The 20,574-nt window shown below is 33.1% G+C and carries 18 protein-coding genes; 12 read left to right on the forward strand and 6 right to left on the reverse strand.

Annotated features, from left to right (window positions below):
• Window position 1 precedes the first annotated feature (1 nt).
• On the forward strand, window positions 2–964 hold the full coding sequence (locus tag B0A81_RS04090) for a PDDEXK nuclease domain-containing protein (protein ID WP_244281265.1): 963 nt from the start codon (window positions 2–4) through the stop codon (window positions 962–964).
• A gap of 29 nt (window positions 965–993) precedes the next feature.
• Here B0A81_RS04090 and B0A81_RS04095 read toward each other — a convergent pair whose 3' ends face one another.
• Genes B0A81_RS04095 through B0A81_RS04120 form a run of 6 tightly spaced genes read right to left on the reverse strand, consistent with a single transcriptional unit; the run spans window position 994 to window position 12,660 of the window.
• On the reverse strand, window positions 994–2,094 hold the full coding sequence (locus B0A81_RS04095; RefSeq protein WP_089056833.1) for a ComEC/Rec2 family competence protein: 1,101 nt from the start codon (window positions 2,092–2,094) through the stop codon (window positions 994–996).
• Complete coding sequence (gene avs2, locus B0A81_RS04100; protein ID WP_089056834.1) at window positions 2,081–6,793, reverse strand: AVAST type 2 anti-phage system protein Avs2; 4,713 nt, start codon at window positions 6,791–6,793, stop codon at window positions 2,081–2,083. The genes B0A81_RS04095 and avs2 overlap by 14 nt, the downstream gene beginning before the upstream one ends.
• Before the next feature lie 55 nt (window positions 6,794–6,848).
• On the reverse strand, window positions 6,849–7,949 hold the full coding sequence (locus B0A81_RS04105; protein ID WP_089056835.1) for an RES domain-containing protein: 1,101 nt from the start codon (window positions 7,947–7,949) through the stop codon (window positions 6,849–6,851).
• A gap of 12 nt (window positions 7,950–7,961) precedes the next feature.
• Window positions 7,962–11,195, reverse strand: a complete 3,234-nt coding sequence (locus B0A81_RS04110; RefSeq protein WP_123922157.1) for an NB-ARC domain-containing protein — start codon at window positions 11,193–11,195, stop codon at window positions 7,962–7,964.
• 3 nt (window positions 11,196–11,198) lie between these two features.
• Window positions 11,199–11,636, reverse strand: a complete 438-nt coding sequence (locus B0A81_RS04115) for a hypothetical protein (RefSeq protein ID WP_089056837.1) — start codon at window positions 11,634–11,636, stop codon at window positions 11,199–11,201.
• Between the two features lie 4 nt (window positions 11,637–11,640).
• Window positions 11,641–12,660, reverse strand: coding sequence for a hypothetical protein (locus B0A81_RS04120; RefSeq protein WP_089056838.1), 1,020 nt, complete (start codon window positions 12,658–12,660; stop codon window positions 11,641–11,643).
• 445 nt (window positions 12,661–13,105) lie between these two features.
• Here B0A81_RS04120 and B0A81_RS04125 point away from each other — a divergent pair, with 445 nt between their 5' ends.
• The 11 genes from B0A81_RS04125 (at window position 13,106) to B0A81_RS04175 (ending at window position 20,513) form a co-directional block, all read left to right on the forward strand.
• Window positions 13,106–13,492, forward strand: coding sequence for a single-stranded DNA-binding protein (locus B0A81_RS04125; RefSeq protein ID WP_089056839.1), 387 nt, complete (start codon window positions 13,106–13,108; stop codon window positions 13,490–13,492).
• Window positions 13,493–13,523: 31 nt separating this feature from the next.
• Window positions 13,524–14,585, forward strand: a complete 1,062-nt coding sequence (locus B0A81_RS04130) for a DUF932 domain-containing protein (protein WP_089056840.1) — start codon at window positions 13,524–13,526, stop codon at window positions 14,583–14,585.
• Window positions 14,586–14,632: 47 nt separating this feature from the next.
• Window positions 14,633–14,836, forward strand: a complete 204-nt coding sequence (locus B0A81_RS04135; protein WP_089056841.1) for a hypothetical protein — start codon at window positions 14,633–14,635, stop codon at window positions 14,834–14,836.
• Window positions 14,837–14,843: 7 nt separating this feature from the next.
• Window positions 14,844–15,383 carry a prtrc system protein e gene (locus tag B0A81_RS04140; RefSeq protein ID WP_089056842.1) on the forward strand — a complete coding sequence of 180 codons (540 nt, stop codon included), beginning with the start codon at window positions 14,844–14,846 and terminating at the stop codon, window positions 15,381–15,383.
• Complete coding sequence (locus B0A81_RS04145; protein WP_089056843.1) at window positions 15,377–15,595, forward strand: PRTRC system protein C; 219 nt, start codon at window positions 15,377–15,379, stop codon at window positions 15,593–15,595. The genes B0A81_RS04140 and B0A81_RS04145 overlap by 7 nt, the downstream gene beginning before the upstream one ends.
• A 56-nt stretch (window positions 15,596–15,651) precedes the next feature.
• Window positions 15,652–16,743: a hypothetical protein gene (locus B0A81_RS04150; RefSeq protein WP_123922158.1), complete on the forward strand. Its 1,092-nt coding sequence runs from the start codon at window positions 15,652–15,654 to the stop codon at window positions 16,741–16,743.
• The gene (locus B0A81_RS04155) at window positions 16,740–17,456 is read left to right on the forward strand and encodes a PRTRC system protein B (RefSeq protein ID WP_089056910.1); all 717 of its coding nucleotides are present in this window, start codon (window positions 16,740–16,742) and stop codon (window positions 17,454–17,456) included. Before B0A81_RS04150 ends, B0A81_RS04155 begins: the two co-directional genes overlap by 4 nt.
• Window positions 17,453–18,256: a PRTRC system ThiF family protein gene (locus B0A81_RS04160; RefSeq protein ID WP_089056845.1), complete on the forward strand. Its 804-nt coding sequence runs from the start codon at window positions 17,453–17,455 to the stop codon at window positions 18,254–18,256. The genes B0A81_RS04155 and B0A81_RS04160 overlap by 4 nt, the downstream gene beginning before the upstream one ends.
• A 1,083-nt stretch (window positions 18,257–19,339) precedes the next feature.
• Window positions 19,340–19,714 carry an ArsR/SmtB family transcription factor gene (locus B0A81_RS04165; protein ID WP_089056846.1) on the forward strand — a complete coding sequence of 125 codons (375 nt, stop codon included), beginning with the start codon at window positions 19,340–19,342 and terminating at the stop codon, window positions 19,712–19,714.
• Window positions 19,711–20,310, forward strand: coding sequence for a mercuric transport protein MerTP (gene merTP / locus B0A81_RS04170; RefSeq protein WP_089056847.1), 600 nt, complete (start codon window positions 19,711–19,713; stop codon window positions 20,308–20,310). Before B0A81_RS04165 ends, merTP begins: the two co-directional genes overlap by 4 nt.
• Window positions 20,307–20,513 (forward strand): GDCCVxC domain-containing (seleno)protein, encoded by a 207-nt coding sequence (locus B0A81_RS04175; RefSeq protein WP_089056848.1) that lies wholly within the window; start codon window positions 20,307–20,309, stop codon window positions 20,511–20,513. The genes merTP and B0A81_RS04175 overlap by 4 nt, the downstream gene beginning before the upstream one ends.
• The last annotated feature ends 61 nt before the right edge of the window (window positions 20,514–20,574 follow it).

Consider the following 20,574-nt stretch of genomic DNA (forward strand, 5'->3'; position numbering starts at 1 on the left):
AATGATACAGGAAGAATTTACCGATATAATCCAATTAATAAAACAATCCAGATCAAATGCTATTACAGCAGTTAACACTGAAATGATCAATCTGTACTGGAATATTGGACAGTACATCCACAATCGTATTGAAACCGAAGAATGGGGAAAATCAGTTGTGAAAGAACTGGCCGATTTTCTGCAGAAAAGCGAACCGGATTTAAAGGGATTTTCGGATAAAAATCTTTGGAGAATGAAGCAGTTTTATCAGACCTATAAAGCTTTTCCAAAACTCTCAGCACTGCTGAGAGAAATTAGCTGGACCAATAATCTCATTATTTTAAGCAGGACCAAGTCAATCGAAGAACAGGAATTTTACCTGCGCCTTTCAAGTCAGGAGAAATTTAGTTCAAGGGAATTGGAAAGGCAGATAAACAGCGGAGTTTTTGAAAGAACAATGATTGGAAATTCAAAAGTCTCATCAGTGATGAGAGAATTACATCCCGATATCGCAAATACCTTTAAAGACAGCTACATCTTTGATTTTTTAAACCTTTCTGAATCCTACAGCGAGAGTGATTTACAAAAAGGTCTGATCAATCAGATGAAAAATTTTATTCTTGAATTAGGCAAAGATTTTTTATTTATAGGAGAAGAATATAAAGTTCAGGTTGGACATAGTGATTTTTATATTGATCTGGTATTTTATCATCGAGGGTTGCAATGTCTTGTTGCATTTGAGTTAAAATCAGATAAGTTTAAACCCGAACATTTGGGGCAGTTAAATTTTTACTTAGAAGCTCTGGATAGAGATGTGAAAAAGCAAAACGAAAATCCAAGTATTGGTATTTTATTATGCAAAGACCAGGATCACGCAGTTGTAGAATATGCTTTAAGCCGAAGTCTCTCTCCAACGATGGTTGCAGAATATAAAATTCAACTGCCGGACAAAAGACTATTAACACAAAAGCTGACCGATCTTTAATTAATTTTTAAGAACCGTATTATAAACTACTATAATTCAAACTCATAATACTCTCCCTCTGTAAGATAATGGACATCAAAATTCCATTTTTCAAAAACACTTTCTTCATCGGATTTAAATATTCCACGCAGTATTTTATTGTCGTATGTAAAATAGAATTTATAGTGTGAGTTTATTGACCTATTTTTATTTCTTATTATCCTTGCCATTGATTCTTTAGTAGGTAAATAATCTTTGTTAATTCCATTAACACTCATTAAATAATTCTCGCAGTCAATAAGATCATAAAGTTCATTAGAATTATTTGCCTTACTTCCATGATGGGTTACTTTAACCAAATTACATTTAATTTTATTATTTTTAGAATACCCCATTGTTTTTAGACTCCTTACTATATCCGAAGGATGTGAATCTGCAAGCCACAAAATTTTCTTTCCTTCAAAAATAGTCAAGACACTAATACTACTGCCATTTTCAACAGATGTATCTTCATCCCAAAAATCAAGATCAAAGTCGTCTAACCTGACATTATAGTCATATTCTTTGGGTTTCTTGGCCTCGCTGATTTCGCTAGATTCATTTTTTTGAAGTGGAACTATGGGTAAACGATACTTCTCCCGAAGTTTATTAATTTTTTCAACTGATGGTGTGAGCACCTTAAATTCCATACCAAAAATAAGGGGAAGGGTAATTTCAGATGTTATGTCAAAGTTTTTAATTTTTCCTTTCTGATTCAAATAATTATAGAGTTGGTCACCCTGATCAATACTTTTTATTTCACTGATTTTTTTTTCATCAGAAATGACTTTTAAAGCAGGATATATTCTCGGGGGGTTGTAATACCATTCTTCAACAATATCAGTAAATTCCCCTCTTTTAATTGTAGTAAGATATTTTATTACGCCTCCAATATGATCATCATGAATATGAGAAATGAGCCACATATCAATAATTTCTTTATTGGTAATTAGTTTTTCAATCTCTTTCGAGAGAATATGGTTAAAGGTTCGTTCATATCCAGAATCAATAAAAATATTATGATTTTGGTTATCATCTCCTTTGTAATTAATTCGTGAAGCATCTCCGCACTCTGCTTGGTAAAAATATATTTTCATTTTAGTCTCTTTCATACATTAGCATTTCTCCTTTAACGATCCCGTTTTCAAGTGAGAAAACACCGCATGGAACTCCAAAATCATAATCCTGATTTCCTAAATCTGAAATTTTTTCTCCAAGTATAATCCAGATTATTTCCAGATTATGTTTAGTAAGAAATTCAACAAGTTTATCTTTGCGAATCAGAACCCCTTTAGGATTGATGTTTGTCACAACTAAATCTCCACTTGAATCTATAAAATCTCCATCGTTGGATGCGTACTGCAATCCTAATCCTTCAAATAAAGTCTGACATGGAATGTTGTATTCAAAATTTGCATCAGATTTATCATTTTCCATGCTTCCTTTTGCTGATGTTGTAGCAACAATAACTTTATAATCAGTGTCCCGAATAAATTCCCATTTAGTTTCTTGTCCTTCATCAAAATAAGCTGGCGACCAAAACTTTTCTCGATTGATTAAACGGCTTATTGTACCATGATTTTCAGGCATCCAAAGTCCGAAAAAATTTTTATCCGACAAGTATGTTACGATTGCTCGTTTATCTTTCTTTTTTACCAAATATGCTTGAATCAAATATTCTATATGTTTGTGGGGAGAAAAATATTTATCTTCTCCTAGGCTCTTGGGTTGTCTCCATCCAATATAATGCTCCAAATGTAACCACTCAACATCCTCAGGATCTTTTTTGACAATGACATCCTTACCCATTGGCAAGTCTTCAATTTGGAATGCCCATATATTAGAAGGAACGTTCCAATGCGTGTATGTAGGTTCTCCCCACCACTTTTTCTCATTGTAAACAATCCCAAGGTCATCTTCTATATTATCCTCATTGATGTTTAAGCTTGTATAAGCAGGATCTATATTTCGGGTATAAAGCTGCCAGGCTCCGTTATAATAATTATGTTTTCTGGAATCCCATCTTTTTTTCATTTCATAATTATCCGCTATAATTGAAAGAATTTCATAAAAAGCAATCCATTGGTATTTTTTGCCAATACGTTCAACTTTATTGTTATGGCGATTATTATAACTACCGGCTCCAGAGTCAAACTCACCATGTAAATCTTTTTTATAGCCTAGCTTAAATACTCGTTGCACAATCCAATATTTGATAGGAGCTGTAGAAAATAAAGACATGTTCCTATACTTTATTTTTATTTTAATTTGCATGTATGGTATTCCTATTCTATCTAACCATATTCTTTGTTCTGTAGCAAAAGTACCAAGGGCATTCTCTTGAAAATCTTCCAAAGATTTAATTTTTTCAGCTAATTCTTTTTCACTATCAGAAAATTCAGAAGTAAAATTTCTATCGCGTTTTTCACTATATAAAAAAATTAATTCGATGTTTTGTGAAATCAATTTAAGTATTTTTTTTTCACTTTTATTTAGCGATTTAGAGAAATTTTTCATTTCTTCATCAGCATTCTTTTTTAAAGGGGAAAATGAACTTAAAGCTGTATTCACAATTTTATTACCGAAATCACCGCTTATCACTGAATGATAAATTTGATTAAAAGAATTCTTGTACTGGATTTTTTCAGTCTTCTTATTATACGGAATCTCATATTTTTGAATTTCTTTCTTGGTTGGGAAAAATGGAACATTACTCTGATAAGGCGGACGTACTAATGTCATATCAAAATTTAAGTTTGTTTTTCGATAAAAAGCATATTCACATATATTTCTTGCATAATCAAGGAGTAATATATTTCTGGGCGGTTTACCATTTTTAAAAATAGAAAAATAGGTATACTTTGCTATTTCTGAAATCGATTCCTTTTGCGTCGTCCGGAGAATACAGCCGTAAGCAACAGCATAAAGTCTTTCCAGTATATACATATCATTAGTTCGCCTAAATACTTTTAGCGTAGAAATTAATGCTTGCGGTTGATTCTCTAGAAGATTGACCATGGCCTTTGTTGTTTTATCGCGAAGTTCCACACAGGTACTTGCTAAAACCCAGGATAAGCTTTGAGCTGTAAGTCGTGCTGTTTCATAATCCAAATTTGGAGAAATATTTTTTGTCCAAGCCCAGTCAATTAAACGTCTAATAGGAAAAGCACTTCCATAATCGTCATTACCTCCGAAAGCTAAAAGATATGATTGCCAGAAACTATCCCGTTCTGACATTGTATACTTTTTTAAACCATGGTGCAAGCGGTCACTATTTAATGGATGCCCAGGGATGGCGGTGAACTCTAGTAATTTATGAATCCAATCATCATTATCTACCAAAAAAACGGCACTTGATAACCAATCGTTTAATTTTTCAGAATTAATACTATCGATTGATCTCCACGTGAGACTTTTAAGAAAATAATTGCTTATCATGTGGGTATGGTTACGATAAGTGTCAAATTGTTTTTCTTCATCAATCATCCAGTTAAAAACTTCAAAAATCTCAATTTCATATTTTTCGGGGAGCAAAACTGCTATCGCCTCGATGATTCCATAATTATAGTACTTATCAAATAGAATGGCAAGAGGAGTATTTTTTTCAAATGCTGTAACTATTTGTTCTTTTGATTTGTAAGGTTTTAATAATTCTTCCGCAATATAAAAATCTCCAAATCTTTCATAGGCAAAATAGATTGTCTCTTCATGTTTATCTCTTACAGAGTTATAATTCATATTCTTTGTAAGAACATTTTCTTGGATTAAATCATGTAATAAATTAGGAAACCTTGAAAATTCTTCATCAAAAAGCTCTACAGCTTCTTGTAAGAAGAGAATTCTTTTTCCTTTTTCAAAACACAGGGCAGCAATTTTGTTAATCGCTTCTCTAACAAGAGTTGTACGGTTAGCATATTCAATTTTTGATAGCAATTTGATATTTATTGATGTAATGTACATATCAAAGACTTCTTTTATTCCATGAAATCCTAACGGAAAAGCTTTATCTGCAGACTCTTTTAGGCCAATACAGACTAGTTGCAGAAACAGAGGATTGGTAAATTCTGGAGCAAGAATTGGAAATGTTGGCTGTTTGAGCCCAAAGAAGTTACAAAATAATTTTAAGGCTTCATATTCATTACCTCTAAACCCCTCATGTGTTAAAAATGTTATTTCTTCGTTTTTACGAGTACTTTCCGGTATTACAAATTTAAAATAGGTTGAGCGTATTGTTAATACAAGCCCTATAAAAGGGTAGGTAGAAATTTCTTTTATAAATCCTGCAAGATTATCTGTCCATAAATCAGATGTTTTACTTTCGTTCACAGCATCAATAAGGATAAGAACTCGGGAATTTATCTGAGCCCCGATATCATTAAGACTGGTCAAAAAATCTTTAAAACTGCATTGAAGATCAAGCTTTTCAAGAATATTCGCAGATATGCTTTTAGTACTAGTAAAATTCTGTCCCAGTAATAGAATTGTTGGGATATCTTTTTTTATCCTCTCATTTGCTACATCTCCCAATAAATGCGATTTACCACAACCAGCTTCACCTTTTATAATAAGAAAAGGATTGTTTGCAAGTCTGATATCGATATCATTCTCTAACCTTCCTAAAAAAGTATTATTATCCCTACGCATTTCCCACAGCCTTTCAATTTCAGCACTATATGGTTCTCGATAATTGTATTCTTTTTTTATATTTTTTATTTCACTTTCTTTTTGTCTTCTAAGTTGATACAACTGATCTGTTTTGTCATTTGTTAGTTCATTAAATACATTGATTTCAATAAGAATCCATTCTGGGTCAAAGATTTTATCTGCTTTGAATTCAATGTCCGATAGCCATTGTTTAACTTTCTGACGAAATGCTACAAGTTTTTTTTCTATCTCGCCTACATGCTCATTTTCAAATAGAGTATGGTAACTTTTTTCACTGATCCAGTCGTCGAAAATTTTGAATGTTCTTGATTTGAAATTCTGATCTTTTGAAATGTCATTAAATTTCAGTGCTATAGGTAATCTGAAATTTAGTTTTTCATTAAATCTAGGACCTAGATTTTCAATAGCTAATTCTACTTTTTGCTTGAAAAATGAGGGTATCAACCCTTGTCCTCCCATAAATGAAAATGTGATCGGTGGAAAATAACAGTTATTAAGAAGTTCATTAAGAGTATCCAAATATTGACAATAAATGACTTTTCCCATATCCTCGGGTCTAAAACGAGTAAAAATCCCAAAAAGATATATTTCATCGTTTGCTTCTAGAAAAACTCCACTACCTGAAAAACCTTCTGTTGCCCATGAGTTATAATCTTCATGCAGCTGTAATTGAAATTTATGAACTTCCGTCATCTCTTGTTTCCAAGTCGGGAAAATCACATCTAATTCTTTACCCTGAGTAGCATTTGGAAATCCTTTAACAGCAAATTGATTAAAGGACTGCCTATGGTTTACACATAATATTTTAGGTATTTGTCCTATATGGGATTCTAATTCACTCTTATCAAAAACAAGTACCGCAACATCTTTATCAGCTTCCTTAAAAACTAATCGGTTATCGATTATTTTGGTTGTACTGTAATAAGAGTCATCTTTGGAATTATAAAAATCAATATTTATTTCTTCTAAAGGTTCTTGAAACCCATCTCCGTCTTGAAATAAGCAATGTGCAGAAGTAAAAATATAGACCAAGTCCTTTAAGTGGTCGTTATAATATACAATTCCTGATCCTATACAGTTACCAGTTACTCTATTTGTAAGTCTTATTGTAAGATTAGATATAATTTTATCGTCAGCATTTTTCATTCTTAATAAATCTTTTAAATTTTACTGTCACTCTTTTTATGAATAATAAAAATCACTATAAATCATGGACTTCAAGGCCATTTAAACCGTGTTCCAAAATCCCAAATAGTGTTTGAGAGTAAAATTGGGAAGTCCCCTCAATAAGTGCCAATTCGCTAACATTTTGGTTAACATCCATTCTTATACTTGCCTGATGGTTAAAGCGATCGTTATAAGTTGCAAATTGTCTTAATTGCATTGGAAGTACATCAGTTCCTTTAAACAGTGTTTTTAAATGACCACAATAACCCACATCCAGATTAAAAGTTTTGACTGGTAAAACTACATTATGAAATGTTCCGGTGTGTTTTACTTTGTTTAAGTCAATATGGGTTGACGAATACTTAATACCATCAAGGTTTTCAGAAACCCATTGCAGTAAAAGTTGGGGTATAATATATTCTGGTTTAAATGTATCTTCTGAATTTTTAACTTTAATTGAACAGCAGGCCACTAAGGGCCAGGTTAAAACCTTATATAGAGAAGTATTTGCATCTGCTCTTAGGGTATTATTTTCTAAACAACTATTATATATATCTGTAGTTAAATCTAGTAGTAGTAAATCATGTTGATTAACTAATCTAATTGCTTGAATTGAATCGATATTTGGCCTGCGCATGTCTTCCCAAGCAACATATATAGAATTTGCTGTGTAAAGAGATGGGAGCCCAGGAATACTAAATCTTTGTGATTTTACTATTCCACGTTTCTCAAATGGAATATGAAATAATTCGTCTTTGCTAAGTGGATAATTTCCACTGGCAGTTCTAATACGGAAAAGATTATTTCCTGATGGTAGCCTTGAATTCTTATCGAGATATTCGGTTATATTTATGGCTTTCATTGTATTCCTGAAAGTTATATAAGCCTGAGCCGGTTTACCTTTATAAAAATTATCAATTGTCCTGAGGAGCCCGTTAATTAGAACTGCAATCTTTTTTTTATAATCACCTACATCTCGATAATTCAAATCAGGATGTGATGATAACATTTCTGAGTTATCTACTAAAGTTTTAAAATCGGTTAATTTTGAAGCGATTGCATTTCTAAAACCTTCATTGTTATAATGAATTGGTACATTGGTGACAGGATCATTCAATAAGGATAATAATTCCATAATAGTAAAATTTTATTTTTTTTGTAATGTAGCTAATCCCGAAACTTTACTTAAATCAAGAGAAAAATTATCAGCCTTATGGTTTTTATATTCTAAATCAGTATAACCAAGAAGACCTGCAATGGTTTGAACAATAGGTTTACGTTTATTAGTGTCATCTCTAATTTTACTATGATAAAAATGTTCTTTTATGCCTATAATGGTATTTACATAGAAATACATTGAACCCTTACCATCAGAATTTTTTGACAGGTTACAATGTGTTTCAAATTCAGGGCTTATTATTATCATTTCAAGTATAGAATAATCTGCTTTTCCCATATGAACAGACTGTGAATGTTCTGTAAAAATTTTACTTTTTGCTGGAATTTCATTTTTTAAAATCTTTTCCATTTCTGGGTTATGCGTTAAAAAAAAGATTCCACACCTTTTTTCTTTCATAGTGTCTTCATTAACAATTAGATCTGGTTTTTCATGAAGCAGCATTAATAAAGATAAAGCAAGTTTTTTGCATATAAGTTCATCCGAAATTACTTTAATTTCCAAATTAATTTTACCAGCTATACTTACCAATATTTGAAATTCCTCATCGATAGTTCTGCATGATAGAAAAGGCAAACAATTCTCAAGTAGAGAGAAAATAAAATTTAAATCTTGATCTGATAATAGATCTTCAGATTGTTCTATTGCTAATCCGAAGATACTATATGAATATTTAGCTTTAAAACCGCTATCAATAATGATATTTAGGAATTCTTTAAAAAGTAACTTGCCCTTTCCTTTATTTTGCTTTTTACAAAATTCAACAAAAGATAAAAATTGCTGAATTATATTATTGTGATTATCTGAATGAGAAAAATACTTTTGAAATAAAATTCTAAAATTCTCTACAACAGACTCATCTGAGGAATCATTGCTTATTACCTCTTCAATACCATCAAAATCTTCATCAACAAATGCATCTTCGATTAATTTTGTAGTTAAAATATTGGCTTCTTTTTTTGCTCCGACAGATTTATACAGATTTATAGCTTTAGCTGTATTGCTTCTATAATTTTGGTTGTATTGTTTAATTTTAGCATAATAATTAGCACAATCTTCGTACGCCTGAGCCGCTTTGGTATTTTCTCCAAGTAATTCTAATATTTCTGCCTTTTCATTTAATGCATTAGCGATACCGTAATAATAATTTACTGCGGAACATGCGGTAAAAGATTTTTCAGCATATTCAAGACCAACTTCTAAATTTCCATCCGCTGCTTCAACACTCGCCAAAATCCAATAAACCCGGCCTTCATCTTTTTTGATATTATACTGAACTGTATAAACTAATGCCTCGTTATAAATCGCCTTGGCTCCTTCAATATTTTTCTCATCCCTTAAGATATTACCAAAATTAATTAAATTCAAAATTGCTCTGTCCTTCATCTCATATTTTTGACAAAGTTCTATTGCTTTTTTGCAATGCATTTTTGCTTTCTCAAATTTTTTCTTTTTTCGATAAATTGATGTTAGTGCATTTAAAATGATTACTTCAATGGAGAATTCAGTATCGTCACCTTTTATAATTTCCAATAATTGTAAACCATATTTCTCTGCATCATTATGATACGTATCATCATGAGCAAGACTTGAAACTAAATTAGCTAAACTGCTTATCATTCCTCTTCTGTCTCCAAGCTCTTCGAAAATTTCAAAAGCTTCCTTACTAACCATTGCGGCCTTTGTTGTTTCTGACATATCTACATAAATTTTGGCCAGAGTAACTAATAATGGAGCTTTTACTTCTTTATTTTCTTCTTTCAGATTAGAAAAAATTTTATCAGCCATTTCAGTTGCTTCAGAAATACATCCTTGTTCAACTAAATCAGCTGCTTTAAATATCAATGCAGCTGCTAGCATTTTTTTATTTTTTACCTTTTCAAGATAAGAAATGGAATGATCTAATTCCGAACGTGATTCTGCCTTATTTCCAAGTAGATGATTTGCATGGCTTAAATGATAGTATAAATATCCTTTCTCAATATTTTTCTTAACCTTACTAAGAGTTCTTTTTATAACTTTTACAGCAAAAAAAAGTTCTCCCCAATCTAGTAATCTTGGAAAAACATCAAACAAATATTTATCAACTTTTTCCGGAGCTAAGTCAATTAAGAGATAGGTTGCTTGAATTATTTCATCCTTGGATAAAAAGTAATCACCAAGTTTTATCAAATAATGTCCAAGTAGTCCTTTATCATTTATCTTATCTAAAACAAATTCTTTAAAGGTAGGATGAAAAATATGCAATGAACCATTTATATTGGAGACCAATGTAGATAAATTTTCAATCACTTTAGAAAATTCCAGCGGTGATGCAAACGAAAGAACTTCTGATAATTGTAAACTATTTATACTAAAATGAGGAGCTGAAATTAGTATTAAAATTTCTTGTTCAGATGTTTTTAAGTCGCTCCAAATTGCTTCTTGAAAAGCAATTAAACTTTCAGGCAATGAAGTAATTTGGAAGTTAGTTAAGTAGAAGAGGTACAAAGGATTACCTTTCGATGCTTTTCGGATTTCATTGAATTCTAAAGCACCAACTATCTTGCCATGAGAGTTCAAAAAAGTTTTTATTTCCGAATCGATAAAAGCTTTGCACTCATAAGTTATTACACCCGCTTTTGAAAAAATATTTTTGTTTCGGGTTGCATATAAAAATTGATTATTGAATTTTTCCAGGGGTATAATTTTTGCTACAGTATCCGAAAGCTGCTCGCAATCATCAATTATTATCGTAGCGCTCGTTTTTTGTAAACTACTTTGAAGCCATTCAACGGCTTGATCAACATCAACCACTTCAAGCAAATCGTCATCGTTTAGCTGACGAATTTTATTTATTAAATACGAAAAGATACTTATGGGAGATTTATCTTTAACAGAAATATAGATGACATTTTCAAGGTTTTTTGCAAACTGATATAATATGGTTGTCTTACCCATACCGGGTTCTCCATAAAAGATCAATTGATTATGTTCTTCTAAAACATCTTGAATTTTTGAAACCTTGTCTTTTCTCTCAATAAGTTTTTTTTTTGATAGTCCCTCGGACAATGCTTCAAAAAACGGTGTAGAATATAGTTCCTGAAGCTTCTCCTGTTTTTGCTTATTAAGAAGTTCAAGCATTTCAGGAGAATTATTTATATGCAAGCCTCCCGCTACATTATATATAGTATGGGCACTCTGTAAGGGTATATCATTTTTCATAAATTATTTCTGGTTGGGTTTATAATCTCCAGAGATATTTATAATATTTTTTTTAGCATTCTGAACTCCGATATTAAAGCCGTTAGTATTATTAAATTTCATTGTGGACACTTGTGTTAGGACAGATTCATTTTCTTTGATCCATTCTTTAATCTCCGAAAAGATATCTTCATTATATTTTTCCCCTGTTACTGATTCAAATACATCTTCAATGTCTCTCTGTGGTTTTGAAGTATTTACTGATTTTTGGCTGCATATAGTTTCTAAATAGGTATCAACCTCCGTCTCATTTTTAAAGAATTTCTTAATTCTTTCTTTTAAGGATGAAAAATCAATTGTGTTTTTTAAAACATCATAAGTAGCACTGGCTATAACTTTAGTGGCAATATCAGCTTTATAGGCCAATACAAAAGCACTCACTGCTGAAAAAATTGTAAGCATAGTTTTAAGGTTTATTAAAATATTGTTCTAGTTCGTTTTTATCATTTTGGATTTGTTGTATAATTTTATCTTCCGTATAAAAATCATCATCAGGATAATAGCTGTCAAATGATTCAAACGTAAATAAAAGGTAATCTAAAATATTGTTTGGATATCCGTGACCTGAAAAATCAGAAGTAAGATCAGCATTTTGCCTTAGTCTTTCAAATATTGTCAAGTTACAAATAGCCTGAACTATTTGATCATTTTCATATTCTTTCTCTAATTTTTCTCTAATGATTTCAAGCCATTTATTTTTTAATCTATTCAAAGTCAACGGAAGATATGACTTCATTTCTAAAAGTCTTCGTTCCCCAATTTCTTTTACTGGTACTTTTGGACGTTTTATCGTAGACTTTTTTACAAAATCAGATTGTTTTTTTACTGCGCGATATGAGACTAACATATGGTCTTCAGGAATATTATTTTCTTCAAAAAAGCTAAATTCTGTTTTAATAAAATGTTTTTTACTTTTTTTTATGATTTTTTCTTTCTCGACAATAACATATCCGATAGAAAATTGGTCTATATTATTTATATTATTTTTAAAAGTAAGGTAGTTTTTACTTAAAGTTGGAATCTCCTTGAATTGGGTACACATAATAGCAACCGGAGAAACTTTTTCTTTATGGCTTTTCGGAACCATACGATCAATAAATCTTTTTATATCAGGTGAAATTCCCATAGCATAACCACCTTCATTTGTTTCAATAAAATCCAAAGCTACAGCATCTCCATCTCCATTCGATTTATCAATCCAGTTTAATAATATATTAAAAAAGTCTTCAGCAGGTTTTTCATTTTCAAACATAAATGAAAGTGCTTCTGGCTTGATTAAATCCTTTTCACCCTTTGAAAACTCATAACTTAAACCGATACATTTTGCTGCTTTAAATAAAACTGAGAATTCAGGATCACTAACTAACATTAAGTGAGGCCTCAATCCATAATCAAATCCAATTTTTGAAAAATCTAATTTATTCATCTTAATATTTTCGTTTAATAACAAATATAACAATATTTAGATTACATTTTTTTATCGTTTAAACAATAACGTTTAATTCACGAGAATTTTAAATATTATCTCCTTCAATATTCTGAATAGCTAAAAAGAATGTTTTTTGTCTTTCTGCAGCTAGAACTTCACTACCTAATTTAGTTTGTATAGTTATGTCTTACTTCTTTATTGAGTTATAGTAGATGCTTTCACTCGAAACGGACTAAAAGGGCAGCTAAGATAGTGGCTCAAGCATGCTGCGTGCGCATAATGGCGGCGCTTCCTTGCCACCCTTCGGGACTTATAGCACTTGCGCATCCTTAATCCACTGGCATCTTGCTTTCTTTTTTTCCGTTTTTTCTTTTGAAAACAATTTTTGTTAAGGCAGGATTAGAGAAAAAGTAAACAGTAGTAATCTTTAAAAATTAAAATTATGGAAATCACAGGACGAGTAACAGGGGATGCGTCAGTTCAAAAAGTGAACAGCGAAAAACAAGTGGTCAATTTCAGTATTGCCATCAATGACACCTATAAGCCTAAAGGCAGTACCGAAGTAAAAGAAGTAACAACCTATATCAATTGTTACTATTGGCTGAATGCTAAAACAGCACAGTGGCTTAAAAAAGGAACACTCGTACAGCTCTTTGGGCGCATTGGTTTGAATGTGTACAATAACAGCGAAGGTACAGCAGTGGGTACTTTGACCTTTCATACCAATAACATTAAAATTTTGGTTTTTCCTAAAAAAGAAGAAACAGCTAAAGCCAGTTCAACAGTAAAGGAAAAGAAAGCAAAAAAAGCACAGGATGTACCTTTTTAACAAATATAACAATAACTTAAAATTTAACATCATGGCACATAATATAAATTACAACGAGCAGTCAGGAAAACACAGTTTTTTCAGCACTAAACAAACAGCATGGCACAATTTAGGACAGATCATTACCGATTATCCAACAAGCGCCGAAGCTATTTTACACGCAGGTTTGGATTATGAAGTAGAAAAACGAAAGTTGTTTACACCTACTTCAGCCGAAATTATTTTGGATAATGAAAGCATTCACAATAAAATAGAAGTCCCGAATTATTTCAGTACGGTGCGCACCGATAATGATGCCGTACTTGGTGTGGTTGGTAAAGATTACCAGATTGTACAAAACAGGGATGCCTTTTCTTTTTTTGATAGTATCGTAGGCGGTGACGGTATCCTATACGAAACCGCAGGAGCACTCGGAAAAGGAGAACGCATTTTTATAACAGCAAAACTGCCCGATTATATCAGGGTCGGTAATGATGACTTGATTGAAAAATATCTTTTCCTGACCACTTCCCATGACGGAAGCGGAAGCATAACTGCTGCATTCACGCCCATAAGAATAGTATGCAACAATACGCTGAATGCCGCTATGAACAACAAGACCAATACCGTTCGTATTCGTCATACTTCTAATGCTAAACAGCGTTTGGAACAGGCGCACAAAGTAATGGGCATATCCGATAGGCTCTCAGCGCAGATGGAATCCATTTTTAACCATTGGACAAAAATCCGAATCACGGACAATGAAGTTAAAAAACTAATACAGTCTGCCCTTGTTCCGAGCAAAGAAGTGCTTAAAACCATACAAGATGGTAAAGAGAATGAACTTTCAACTTGTTTTACCAATATGGTTGATAGTGCTTTCGAGTATGCTATGAACAACCCCACACAGCTTATGGAGACAACTAAAGGAACTGTCTTTGGTGCGTACAACGCCGTAACGGGCTACTTCCAGAATATGAGAAATTACAAAGATGAAGAAGCCAAATTAACCTCCCTTTTGATGGGTGGCACAGCGCAGATTCGCACACAATCGGCTTTTAATCTTTGTGTGGATTTTGTAAGTAAAGGTTCAGATGCTTTGATTCTGAATTAACCAATCAGGAGAGGCAGAAACTGCCTCTCCTTTTAAACCCTGACAGCATGATACAGATAGAAGATAAAAACGGAGAAAATGTAGAGGTTAACAATTTAAACCAAGCAATAAAGCAGGCAGATTATTTCAGAAATTTTTCCCATACCGATAAACTCTTTGAAAAGTTTGATAAGAAACGACAAGCCTATTGGCAGGATATGTATGAAAAACTTATAAAAATTAGCGATTTAGAGGTAAAAGAAACAAAATAGTAAAGCAATGGAAACCAATTTTTTTAAAGCAGTCCTTTCTTTGCAGGTAGCAGGGAATTGGAAAATAAACATAGCTCGGGAAGATACTGACAGGCTTATCGTATCGGTACTATTCTTTAACGATGCCATTGGCGATGATGCCCGTAAAAAAGTACCGCCTATTCTGCTTAAAGGTACGGCTGAGGAACTTGACAAAGGATTTTTTGAAGTGATTGCACAGCCTGTACAAGATACCGCACAGCTTTTTGCCAATATGGAGCAGTTCCTTAAAGAAAAAGAACAGGCAAAAGTGACCTCGCAGATGGAAAAAGACAACATTCTGAAGATGGACAAAGAAAAATTCGAATTGCAGAAACAGTACGAATCTGCTATGAAAAAAGCAGAAGAACTTGAAACAGCAGGAAAGTTTAAAGAGGCATGGATGAAAGTCCCGTCTGCTGAACTTTATCCTGAGTATAAAGACATTATTCACACCCGCAAAGCAGAGCTTTCCGATAAATTCCCAATAGACCTTTTCAATGACCCTAATACAGAAGAGCCATGTTAACAGCCACCACCTTAGAACGCATATTTATTTTCAGGGATAAAGAAACAGAGATAAAACTCGCTGACCCATCCCCGTCATTCAGTCCCGAAGCGGTATTGAACTTTTATGCCCAGACCTATCCAATATTGACAACCGCATCCATAGAGGGACCCGTTATAAATGATGATGCCGTGCAATACAAATTTGTATCACAGATTGGAACAAAAGGATAAACCATGAAAACGATAACGATAACAGGCAGTATCAAACTGCCCAAAAATAAAAAGTTATGCAGACTATACAGACAGTTAGGGACATGGGCAGAAAACGCAGACAGGCTTCCCGATGCACAGGAAGTAAAAAACAACCCGAACAGTTCCGCTCCACTCGACCTTTTGCCGATGGTTTTTTAAGACATTCCTTTCTGCCGGTATTCGAAATGGGTAAAAAAGTACCAAAGCCAAATCAGGTGGAAAAAGATTTTTTGAGTTCGCTTGCTGTTCTTTCCAGACTGTATGGTTTTAAAGTTTTGGACACCACAGGCAAATCCTATCCCTATAATATACTCTTGGCACATTCAGATGCGCAGAAACAGCTTAACGGTTTGGGTCGCGATATTGAATTGTCAATTATACAGGAAAATGATGGGAGTGTAAAATTAGCAACCAAACATATTTATAATACTTGCAATACGCTGTACTATATTCCTGTACTGCCCCTGTACAGGCTGTTACAGGACAGCAGACAAAAACCAACCGCAGAATTACTGCTGTCTGTTTTTGCTTATCTCTACCATATTGCAGGGATTCCCTATTACAGGGAAGACAGCAGTTGTCTGTATTATCATTATGAATGCATGGAAGAATGGCTCATTGATGAGTTGGAGGATGAAGAGTGCCAAGGTGGAACTAGTATGATTTCAGAATTAAACACGGCTTCTTATTATGGAGATGTGATGCACCGCAAAATGTACAATACCTATCATTTGAGTGTTTTTGAAAAACGTATCGGCAATTATAAATGCAATAACCGTTTCGAAAAAGAATGTCTGAGCGTTGCCAAACAGGCATTGGCACTAATGCTCGAATATCCTTCAGGTACAATTTTTCAAAATACATCGAATCGGGAATTTGAAAGTGAGGAAGGGATTATAAGGGCAGAACAGTATATTTCTTTTATCGCAGATACCGATGGAGTACTTTATGAAAATATCGCACGGGTAATCAATGATGAATTTAATGAATGCTCCGAAATAGAAGAACCTACACTCCTGCAGATTTATGATACCCAAAACGAATTAACACCTAAAGCACTTGATTTTGAATACAGGCTCTTTCCGCTTCTAAATGATTTATGCACCCTTTTAAACAATATGCCATGAGAGATATAACCCAAAAATTCGGAAGCCTATACAATCCTGTAAAAGCCTTTGTAGTCTATCAGAAAAATTCCGCTGAAAAATCCATTTATGTGGAAGCGTATGACATGGATAAAAATGGCTGTCCCATAAACGCCCATCCCTTAAACCTTAAAGAAAGTACACAGCTCGCCAGTGCCCTTGATACGTCAGACGAACTCACACGTAAATTTCTAAAACCATCAGGACTGTTACCTAAAAATGTACTGCATCTCAATCCTGACCATAACGGTTCTGCTATTTGGTTCACGCCTGCCCAAAAAGTCAGTTTGTTTTTTGTGGAAAGTTTAGGGATAAAAAACGGCGATGCATTCGTACCGCCTTTGCTGTGGAAAGCTTCTAAAAGCACCCTTTATATTTATGCAATGGATACCGAAACGCAGATAAACGAACAGACTAATTTATATCATGCACCCTTTTTTAATGTATACACCGATGGCAGGGTCTGTATGGGAACGGTATCAGTTAACATAAAGCCCAACTGCCATTTGGAAGAGTTTATGTCACTTTGGGAGCAGTATTTTTTTAACAGCTATTTCAGTCACCTCATTGGAAATAAAAGTCCTGTAAAAGGAAACATTATTCAGCTTTGGCAAAAACTTATGGGTAGCGATAAACCGTTTCCGATAAAATCATTACTCAAAAATGATTTAACAATTAAAAATATACTATCATGAACACACAAAAAACAATACATTATACGCACAATTACCTTATAAATCCAACCAATCCCATAACAGTAAACCTGATTGGCGCAGGAGGAACAGGAAGCAGGATGCTGACAGAACTCGCAAGAATGAACCACAGCCTTATTGCTTTAGGTCATACAGGATTGCAGGTCAATTTATTTGATGATGATGTAGTCACTAATGCCAATCAGGGACGCCAGCTTTTTGCTGATACTGAGGTCGGACTTCCTAAAGCCGTAGCACTCATCAACCGCACCAACCGTTTTTTCGGAACGAATTGGAAAGCCGTAACAGAGCAGTTCTCAACAAAGAATCTGAAATCCCTGCCCAATCGTGGCAGGGCAAACCTCTATGTAAGTTGTGTGGATACCGTATCGGCACGTTTTGATATTGCAGATTTCCTGCTGAATTGTAATGTAAACAGCGATTTTGAACGTACCAAATCCCTATATTGGCTTGATCTCGGCAATGCTCAAAATACGGGACAGGCGATACTTTCTACCATCAGCGAAATTCAACAGCCTGATTCCAAACTATACAGGACTGTGCCGAGTCTTCCGATGGTAACTGATGAATTTAAGGAATTACTGCAAGCGCAGAGCGATAACAATGAGCCGAGCTGTTCCCTTGCCGAGGCACTCGAAAAACAGGATTTGTTTATAAATGCCACACTTTCCAGTATGGGAGCATCACTTTTATGGAAGTTGTTTCGTGAAGGAATGACTGGTCATAGAGGATTTTTTCTGAATCTGGGAAGTTTTAAAACAGAACCAATAATGGTGGGCTGATGCCCGCCGCCCCGCAATTGAGCTTCCTACGGGCGGGCAATTGCGGGGCGCTTTAAAACGGAACAACATCGTTAGTTATATTGCTCATTACCTAATCGCAATATAACTAACGATGTTTGTGTTTTAGTATTTTATTTTTAAACACTTTCGATAATTGATAAACCACTCTATAAGTTAAATAACAATTAGTGCAAAAATCGTTACCATTAACCATCTAATATCAAAATCAATTAACCACTGAAATTGGGTTTAAAATAGATAGCAAATTTAGAACTTCGTCCTTAAACAATTCATGCAAATTAAATAATAATAAACACTTTACAACATAATTACAATCATATTTCAGATGCTCTTTCTACACTAAAATTATATGATCAATCTACTCCGAACCTCTTGCTAACTGTAGTCAAAAAAATGGTTTGTTTATCATTTTTTTTATTAAGATTGTCAAGCCTCTTATTATTTTACTTGTTGACATTATTAGTTTGTGGCAAAATCTTGGAACAGTGATTATTTTAAAAATAGACATTAGTATTTACAGGAGTTACAGTATTTAGGTTCGAAAATGTATTAAACCTCATAAAAATAATTCACAAATTGGTTAAAAGGGCACTCTACAAAAATGTTAAATCGAAGCATTTAGCATTTTTGTATAACTTTGTTCTACATTCTATAAGTTTTAACCTGTATTAAAAATGATTTTGATATTCTTTGAGGCTACTACTCAGGATTTAAACCATTGTTAGATAAATACAAGCACGGCTTCCAAATACTTGTTAATAAAATTTTAAGACAAATTAACTTTACTAGAAAATAATGATTGCTTCAAAAATATTTTAAACACTTTAAGAAAAATATTTACGTAGTATATGCATTTGAAATTGTATTAAATATTTGACTTACAATAATTTAACAAAAAATTATAAAGAATTTTAAATATATTGTATATCTATAGTTTATAGCGATTTTATAAATACTTGCAAATATTTCAAAATCTAATTTTTAGTAAAAGTAAAAGTCCTTAAAATTAACGCTGATTATTTTAGCAATTGCTTAAATAATTAAATAATGTATATTTGCATCATGGACAATAGTACTTGTATACGACAAAAAGCAGATATTAAGCAAATAAACAGCTGTAAAAATAGAGTATCTGAACTCAATGATTCTTTTGAGCATTTATCAAATGGAATTGAATTAGCGGGTAATAATGTTAGGCTAAAAATTCTCTTCTTACTTTATGAAGAAAAAAGATTATGTGTTTGTGATATAAGTGATATTCTGGATATGAGTATTTCTTCAATATCTCAACATCTACGAAAATTAAAGGACAGAAAACTTATTGAAACTAAAAGAGAGGCACAAACAATTTTCTATTCCTTGACTGTGGAATACACAAAAATTCTGCAGCCATTTTTTAAAATACTTGAAGAAAATAAAATTTTAGAAGCGATATGAAAACAGTTAACAAACTAATTGGAGCTGGATTTTTCACTGCAATTGCAGCATCCTTGTGTTGTATAACTCCTGTTTTGGTCCTGATTGCCGGAACAGGCGGACTAGCTTCAACTTTTTCCCGGCTTGAACCTGTCAGACCTTATTTTATCATTTTTACCATTTTAATTATTGGCTTTGCATGGTATCAAAAGTTAAAACCTAAAACGCAAACTAATTGTGAATGCGATGCTAAGGAAAAACCAAAATTCACTCATTCCAAAATGTTTCTAGGTATAATTACTGTATTTGTAATTGTTATGTTGGCCTTTCCTTACTATTCATACATTTTCTATCCAAAAATAGAAAAGCAAATCATAGTAGCAAACAAAGCCAGAATCCAAAAAGTGGAATTTTCAATTAGTGGGATGACTTGTGCAAGCTGTGAGCAACACGTAAATCACGAAGTGAATAAATTGATTGGAATAATAACTTCAAATACCGCTTATGTTACTGGAAAAGCGATTGTAGAATTTGATAACTCCAAAACCGATATTACTGAAATTGAAAAAGCAATTAATTCAACAGGATATTCTGTGACTAACAAAAAAATAAAATGAAAATCATATTACAATCAATAATTACCTGCCCAAACTGTACACACAAGAAAGAAGAAACAATGCCTATTGATGCCTGCCAGTTTTTTTATGAATGTGAAAATTGCAAACAGGTTCTTAAACCAAATCAAGGCGACTGCTGTGTATACTGTAGTTTTGGAAGTGTTGCTTGTCCGCCTATTCAGCAGGACAAAAAATGCTGCTAACTGATAAAATAAACATACTCTTCTGCTGCTATAAAGCTGTTTTAAAATAAGACGAGCTTTT

The sequence above is a fragment of the Flavobacterium plurextorum genome (assembly GCF_002217395.1).
In the GTDB taxonomy this organism is placed as follows: Bacteria; Bacteroidota; Bacteroidia; order Flavobacteriales; family Flavobacteriaceae; genus Flavobacterium; species Flavobacterium plurextorum.

Bases quoted from the DNA above. Each gene is read 5' to 3' on its own strand.
- B0A81_RS04125 (WP_089056839.1), top strand. From the start codon at position 13,106: ATGGAAATCACAGGACGAGTAACAGGGGATGCGTCAGTTCAAAAAGTG.
- B0A81_RS04110 (WP_123922157.1), bottom strand. From the start codon at position 11,195: ATGAAAAATGATATACCCTTACAGAGTGCCCATACTATATATAATGTA.
- merTP (WP_089056847.1), top strand. From the start codon at position 19,711: ATGAAAACAGTTAACAAACTAATTGGAGCTGGATTTTTCACTGCAATT.
- B0A81_RS04140 (WP_089056842.1), top strand. From the start codon at position 14,844: ATGGAAACCAATTTTTTTAAAGCAGTCCTTTCTTTGCAGGTAGCAGGG.
- B0A81_RS04165 (WP_089056846.1), top strand. From the start codon at position 19,340: ATGGACAATAGTACTTGTATACGACAAAAAGCAGATATTAAGCAAATA.
- B0A81_RS04120 (WP_089056838.1), bottom strand. From the start codon at position 12,660: ATGAATAAATTAGATTTTTCAAAAATTGGATTTGATTATGGATTGAGG.
- B0A81_RS04145 (WP_089056843.1), top strand. From the start codon at position 15,377: ATGTTAACAGCCACCACCTTAGAACGCATATTTATTTTCAGGGATAAA.
- B0A81_RS04115 (WP_089056837.1), bottom strand. From the start codon at position 11,636: ATGCTTACAATTTTTTCAGCAGTGAGTGCTTTTGTATTGGCCTATAAA.
- B0A81_RS04105 (WP_089056835.1), bottom strand. From the start codon at position 7,949: ATGGAATTATTATCCTTATTGAATGATCCTGTCACCAATGTACCAATT.
- B0A81_RS04135 (WP_089056841.1), top strand. From the start codon at position 14,633: ATGATACAGATAGAAGATAAAAACGGAGAAAATGTAGAGGTTAACAAT.
- B0A81_RS04090 (WP_244281265.1), top strand. From the start codon at position 2: ATGATACAGGAAGAATTTACCGATATAATCCAATTAATAAAACAATCC.
- B0A81_RS04130 (WP_089056840.1), top strand. From the start codon at position 13,524: ATGGCACATAATATAAATTACAACGAGCAGTCAGGAAAACACAGTTTT.
- B0A81_RS04160 (WP_089056845.1), top strand. From the start codon at position 17,453: ATGAACACACAAAAAACAATACATTATACGCACAATTACCTTATAAAT.
- avs2 (WP_089056834.1), bottom strand. From the start codon at position 6,793: ATGAAAAATGCTGACGATAAAATTATATCTAATCTTACAATAAGACTT.
- B0A81_RS04175 (WP_089056848.1), top strand. From the start codon at position 20,307: ATGAAAATCATATTACAATCAATAATTACCTGCCCAAACTGTACACAC.
- B0A81_RS04150 (WP_123922158.1), top strand. From the start codon at position 15,652: ATGCAGACTATACAGACAGTTAGGGACATGGGCAGAAAACGCAGACAG.
- B0A81_RS04155 (WP_089056910.1), top strand. From the start codon at position 16,740: ATGAGAGATATAACCCAAAAATTCGGAAGCCTATACAATCCTGTAAAA.
- B0A81_RS04095 (WP_089056833.1), bottom strand. From the start codon at position 2,094: ATGAAAGAGACTAAAATGAAAATATATTTTTACCAAGCAGAGTGCGGA.